Origin of the sequence: Actinoalloteichus spitiensis RMV-1378 (genome assembly GCF_000239155.1) — a bacterium.
GTDB classification, from domain to species: domain Bacteria; phylum Actinomycetota; class Actinomycetes; order Mycobacteriales; family Pseudonocardiaceae; genus Actinoalloteichus_B; species Actinoalloteichus_B spitiensis.
Window position 1 is genome coordinate 1 of the sequence record NZ_AGVX02000547.1, and the last position, 5,421, is coordinate 5,421.

Annotated in this window: 5 protein-coding genes; 1 reads left to right on the top strand and 4 read right to left on the bottom strand. The window is 75.7% G+C overall.

Going from position 1 to position 5,421, the window contains the following annotated elements; translation table 11 throughout:
• Positions 1-58: 58 nt before the first annotated feature.
• Positions 59-253 carry a hypothetical protein gene (locus tag ACTIDRAF_RS30360; RefSeq protein WP_016700773.1) on the bottom strand — a complete coding sequence of 65 codons (195 nt, stop codon included), beginning with the start codon at positions 251-253 and terminating at the stop codon, positions 59-61.
• Between the two features lie 450 nt (positions 254-703).
• On the opposite strand from ACTIDRAF_RS30360, the gene ACTIDRAF_RS0221460 reads away from it, so the two are divergent.
• Positions 704-922, top strand: a complete 219-nt coding sequence (locus ACTIDRAF_RS0221460) for a hypothetical protein (RefSeq protein WP_016700774.1) — start codon at positions 704-706, stop codon at positions 920-922.
• A gap of 64 nt (positions 923-986) precedes the next feature.
• On the opposite strand, the gene ACTIDRAF_RS30365 is transcribed toward ACTIDRAF_RS0221460, so the two are convergent.
• From ACTIDRAF_RS30365 to ACTIDRAF_RS30370, 3 genes are all read right to left on the bottom strand, one after another.
• The gene (locus ACTIDRAF_RS30365) at positions 987-2,141 is read right to left on the bottom strand and encodes a nitric oxide synthase oxygenase (protein WP_016700775.1); all 1,155 of its coding nucleotides are present in this window, start codon (positions 2,139-2,141) and stop codon (positions 987-989) included.
• A gap of 307 nt (positions 2,142-2,448) precedes the next feature.
• Positions 2,449-3,159, bottom strand: coding sequence for a tRNA (guanosine(46)-N7)-methyltransferase TrmB (gene trmB, locus ACTIDRAF_RS0221470; RefSeq protein WP_016700776.1), 711 nt, complete (start codon positions 3,157-3,159; stop codon positions 2,449-2,451).
• Positions 3,160-3,232: 73 nt separating this feature from the next.
• Positions 3,233-5,302: an Hsp70 family protein gene (locus ACTIDRAF_RS30370; protein ID WP_016700777.1), complete on the bottom strand. Its 2,070-nt coding sequence runs from the start codon at positions 5,300-5,302 to the stop codon at positions 3,233-3,235.
• Positions 5,303-5,421 lie beyond the last annotated feature (119 nt).

The window sequence follows — 5,421 nt, forward strand, 5'->3', positions numbered from 1 at the left end:
CGGCCCGACATTCGGCGGCGCGCACCGGTGCCCGGTTCGGGTCCGGTGTCCGGCCAGCTCAGGTCGGTGGGGTCAGCCCCGGTACCCGCCCGGTCTCGCCGCACCAGCGGCACGGTCGCAGCTGGGGCAGGGACCGCCCCGAGCCGCCGATCACCGCGCACACCGGCTCCAGCAGGTGCCCCTGGCCACCGCAGCCGTGGCACATCGTGCTCTGCCGGGCGGTGGCCTCGCTACCGTCTCGGCGCTTCGACATCCGCCTCCCTCCCCCCTCCGCTCGGTGTGGTGCTCCCGCGCCCGGTGGCCCGGCCCCCGGTGGGCGCGACCGGTTGGCCGATCAGCGTCCCAGGCTACGGACGCGGGCCGTCGATCGCCTCGCCCCCCTCCACCCCGGCGACGAACGAGGCCCTTCGGTCGTCCGGTGACACCGGCGGGTTCGACCGGCCTGTCGGGGAGCAGCCGGTCGGCCCGCCCCTCGCACCGGTCACGCGGGGGAGGGGGAGGGCCGGGCGCGGCCCTCCGGAGCCACGACCGGTCCCGCCGAGAGGCCCGCCCGCTTCCCCGGCCCGTCTCGGGGTCCGGGGTCAGGGAAGTCCCCCTCGGCCGATCGGTGCGCGGTCCCGGCTCATCGACCGATTCGCCCGGCCGCCGGAGCGGCGAAGGTGGAACACGACAACGGAACACACCGAACGACGAGGAGAACCCCATGTTCACGATGGCCTTCACCTGGACCGCCGTCCTCCTGGCGCTGGGCGTGCTGCTGCTGATGGCGCTGAGCCCCGTGCTGCCGGACGTCGCCGAGCGGCAGGCGCTGCGAGCCGAGGAGAAGAAGGCGCGCGAGGCCCGCCGCGCCACCGCCGAGCGGTCCCGCCGCGCCCGCCGCCCCGAGGCCCTGGTCCTCAACGGTTCCCTCTCCACCCGGTGACCGGTCGGGTGCCCGCGCCGAGCTCTACCACCCGACGGTCCGCCTTCCCTGCCGGATCGGCCGATCAGCCGGGGACCGGGATGGCGGACCCCGTCCCCGGCCCCGGGCGGGCGAACAACCGGTCCGGCTCGACGACGAAGCACGCCGGGCCCCGCGAGCCGCGCCAGGCCCGGAGCTGCGAACACCGGCGTTCCGCCAGACCGGCCCGGGCGGCCAGGCCCACCCCGGCCGCCGCGAACGAGTGGACCACCGCCCGTTCCAGCTCCGCCAGTTCCCACCCCGGTTCCCGGCTTCCGTCCACCTGAGCCCGCCGGCGCGCCACCTCGGCCTCGGCCCCGCACCCCGCCGCCGAGCCGAGCCGCGACGCGATCTCCCCGGCCCCGTAACAGCTGTTGAACGGTGCGGCCGGGTAGTGGACTCCTCCGACGCGCAGGGCCAGTCCCGTGACGGCCCGCGTCGCGTGCCAGCGAAGACCGAGTTCCGGGAACCAGTCGAACTCCGGATGTTCGAGGGGGACCTCGTGCACGGCGTCCCGGGGCACGTCGAAGAGCGCCGGTCTCGCCCAGCTGGTCCCGATCGCCAGGGGCAGCTGGTCGAAGCGCCCCGGTCGCAGCGGACCCCGCCACCCCAGTTCACCGAGGCGCCGCGTGATGCCCACGTGCCGGGCGTCGCCCGCGACCGCGCCCCCGATCCCCTCGTGACCCGCGTACCCGACCAGCTCCAGGTTGTGCACCCGCGCGGCCGGTTCACCGGGAAGATCAGGGCCGAACACGGTCACCACCGGCCTGACCCGCCCGCCGCTGGGAGGTGGGGCGCCGGTGCTGGTCCGGTCCTCGGCGGTCGCCGGGGGAACGACGGCCACCCGCAGGTGGTCCACGCACCCCGCGGCGACCCCCGCCGGGTCGCGCACCGCGCGCAGGTCCCTGACCAGCAGGTCCCGCCAGCCGAGGCCCGGAGGGCAACGGCCGCTCTCCCGGAGCGCGAGCCACGCCCCGAACCGCAGCTCCTCGCCGGTGTGGGTGTAGGTGCCGGTGCTGGCCACCTCCCGCCTGATCTGGTCCACCCTGTCCAGCAGGGCGCCCTGGTCGGGGTCGCCCGCGTGGTGGAGCCGCAGGAAGGCCGCCGCCTCCGCGACCAGCCGTTCGTCCCGGGCGGCCTCACCGCCGCCGGCGGGCAGGGGCTCGGTCCGGCCGGGAACCGGCCGGACCGGCGGGGTCACCGGCCCGGGAGCACACCCTCCACCTGGCCGGCGGCGGTCGCCCGGACGGCCCAGGCGGACGACGGCCCCGACCGTGCGGGGCGCGGCGGCCGGTGCGGGGCGGCGTGGCGGCGACACGGAGGCCCCGCGTGACGAGACGGACACGGAGCGGAACGTAGTTCGGCTCCCCGTTCACGCGTCACTGCCGGACGGGTCATCCTGCCCCGGCGGGCAAGACCACCCGTTCGGGCGGTGACCTGCGAAGGGTGACCGCAGTCGTCGCGTGGACCGCGACACTTGATGACCGCTTCGGGTGATCCCTGGCGGGTCAGATCCGCTCGAAGAAGAGGTCCCGCACGACGCGTCCCTCCTCCGTCGCCCGGTGCTCGAACTTCGTCACCGGACGCCAGTCCGGACGGGGAGCCCACCCGCCCGGTTCCTCCGCGAACTGGTTCCGCAACGACGGCTCCGCCGAGCACACCGACATCATCTGGTCCGCGTAGTGCTCCCAGTCCGTGGCCAGGTGGAGCACCGCGCCCGGCGCGAGGCGGGAGGCCAGCAGCCGCACGAAGTCCGGCTGCACGAGCCGACGCTTGTGGTGCCGCTTCTTCGGCCAGGGGTCGGGGAAGAAGATCCGGGCTCCACCGAGGGAGTCCTCCGGGATGTTCGCGGACAGCAGCCGCACCGCGTCGCCCCGCACCGCCCGCAGGGTGCGGACCTGGTGTTGTTCGCACCGCAGGAGCAGCTGGCCGAGACCCGGCTTGTACACCTCGACGGCCAGGTAGTTCAGCTCCGGCTCGGCCGCCGCCAGCTGGGCGGTGGTCTCCCCCATCCCGGACCCGATCTCCAGCATCAGCGGCGCGGACCGACCGAACCAGCCCTCGACGTCCAACGGGCCGTCGGGGAGGTCGTCCCCGTCCCGGCCCAGCTCGGCCCAGTACGTGTCCCAGGCACGCTGCTGTCCGGTGGTCATCCGCTCGCCCCGCTGGACGTAGCTGACCACCCTCCTCAGGTGCGGTGCCTGCTCGGTCACCGGCATCGCTGCGACCGCTCCTCTCCCTGCTCGCTCGGTCCTCCGGTCGGATGACGGACCGACGGCCAACGTCCCCGCCTCATCCCACCGGTCGCACATTGTCCTCCCAGAAGGCGACCAGCTGCTCGGGAGTGACCCGCGTGCCCCCGGAGGGCTCCACCGCGCCGCAGAGCGGCTCACCCTCGGCCGTGTAGGTGAGCGCCGCCGAGGCGGGGGCCCCGGCGGGCAGGCTGGCGAACCGGTACCGCCCGGAGTACCCGCCCCCGGACCAGGTTCCCGAGCCCTGGGACTCCCCGAACGCGGTCGCGAGCAACGCGACCTCGCAGGCCCCGCGACCGGAGAGGAAGGTCACGGTGTAGCCCACGCCGTCGACGGTGTACTCGCAGGTGACCGCCGCACCGGACCCGACCACCATCTCGAACACCGGCATGTCGGCGGGACCGCACTCCTCGGCGCCCGCCGCGGCGGATGCTGCGAAGTCCTGGAGGCCCGCCTCCAGGAACAGTGCGCCGACCGAGGGGTCGACCTCCTCGCCGGGGTCGGGCTCGCTCGGAGGTTCCGCCCCGGAGCTCCAGGTCTCCGCGATCCGGGACGTCCCGCCGCGCCCCCCGTCACCGACCAGGTCCTGGCGGGACGCGTCACCGGCCGGCACGAACCACCTCAGGACCGCCGCGACCGCGACGGCCACGACGACCACCACCAGGGCCACCACGAACCAGACGCGGCGGCTCCCCCCACCCCGCCCGGGCTGGCCCGGCGGCACGGGCCCCCACGGAGCCTGGTCCAGCCGGTAGACACGACTGGCGTCCACCGGGCGCGTCGCGGGGTAGCCGGTGGGGACACCGGCGGGTGTCGCGGCCACTCGGTGGGTGGGTGCGTCCTCCGGCCGGATGCTCCGGGTCGGCGCGTCGGCGTCCGTGGGGACGGTCGTGCCCGCCGCCGCGCCCGGTGGGCCGGCCGCCGGTCCGTCCGCCAGCCGACGGGTCGGCTCCTCACCGGCCCCCCGGGTCACTTCCGTCACCGCCTCACCGTCGTCGGGGGGACGTTCCTCGCCGGGCGGGCGCCCCGGTCCGGTGAAGTCACTGGCCGCGCGGGTGGTCAGCGCGCCCAGTGCGACGCTGCTCTCCGGGGACTCCACCGCGACGGGCACCACGCCGAGCCGCTCCCCGATCATGGTGGCGACCAGCGGCATCCTGGTGGCCCCGCCCACGAGGAAGACCCCGGCCAGGTCCGCCCTGGCCGCGCCCACCGTCCCGGCGAGCATCGCGACGGTGCGTTCGAGCCTCGGGCGGACGAGGGCCTCCAGCTCGGCGCGGGTGACGTGGGCGTCGGGCAGGGGGTCCGGTAGCGGGACGTCGGTCTGCGGGTACCGGGAGAGGGCTTCCTTGCCGGCGCGGACGTCGTCGGCGAGTGCCCGTGCCGCGCGACGCGCGGCGGGCCCCGAGGGGCGGAGCAGCTCGCCCCACTCCGGCCGGTCGGCGCCGACCGAGGCCCGGATGTGCTCCAGCACCAGCTGGTCGACGTCCCCGCCACCGAAGTCCGGCGTCCCGGCCTCGGCCCGCACCCGCCACCCGTGGTCGGGTCCTCGGTGGACCAGCGCGGTGTCCGTCGTGCCCCCGCCCATGTCGAAGACGGCCAGGGCCTGGCCGGGACGGACGACCTGGTCGTGGCTGGTCACCTCGACGAAGTGGGCGGCCGCCGCGACCGGTTCCGCGAGGAGGCTGACCGGCGCCGACCAGCCGGCGGCCCTCGCCGCCGCCCGCAGGGTGTTGCGACGAACCCGGTGCCAGTCGGCCGGGTGGGTCAGCACGACGCGGTCGGGTTCGCCGCCGAGCTGGCGCCGCGCCTCACCCGCCACCCTGCGCAGCACGGCCGCGATCAGGTCGACGACGGGCACCACCCGGTCGCCGAGCAGGACCTCGGCCTCGTCGACCCGCAGCTTCGGCGTCGGCTCGTAGCGGCTCGGGTCCAGCCGCGCCTGGCGCTGGGCGTCGATCCCCACCACCAACTCGCCGTCCGGGGCCAACCACACGGCGGAGGGGAGCGCCTGCCAGCCGTCCACCGCCAGCAGCCTGGGCCGCTCGTGCGGAGATGTGCGCACCGCGGCCACCGTGTTGGACGTGCCGAAGTCGACGGCGAGTTCACGCACCGAATCAAGCCCTCCCTGACGTCGTGCGGTTCACAGGCTACGGGTGGGCACCACCGCGCGGCGCCCCGTGACCCGGCCCCGCCCCGTTACCTTTTTCGTAGCTCCTGATCAAGGAGTCG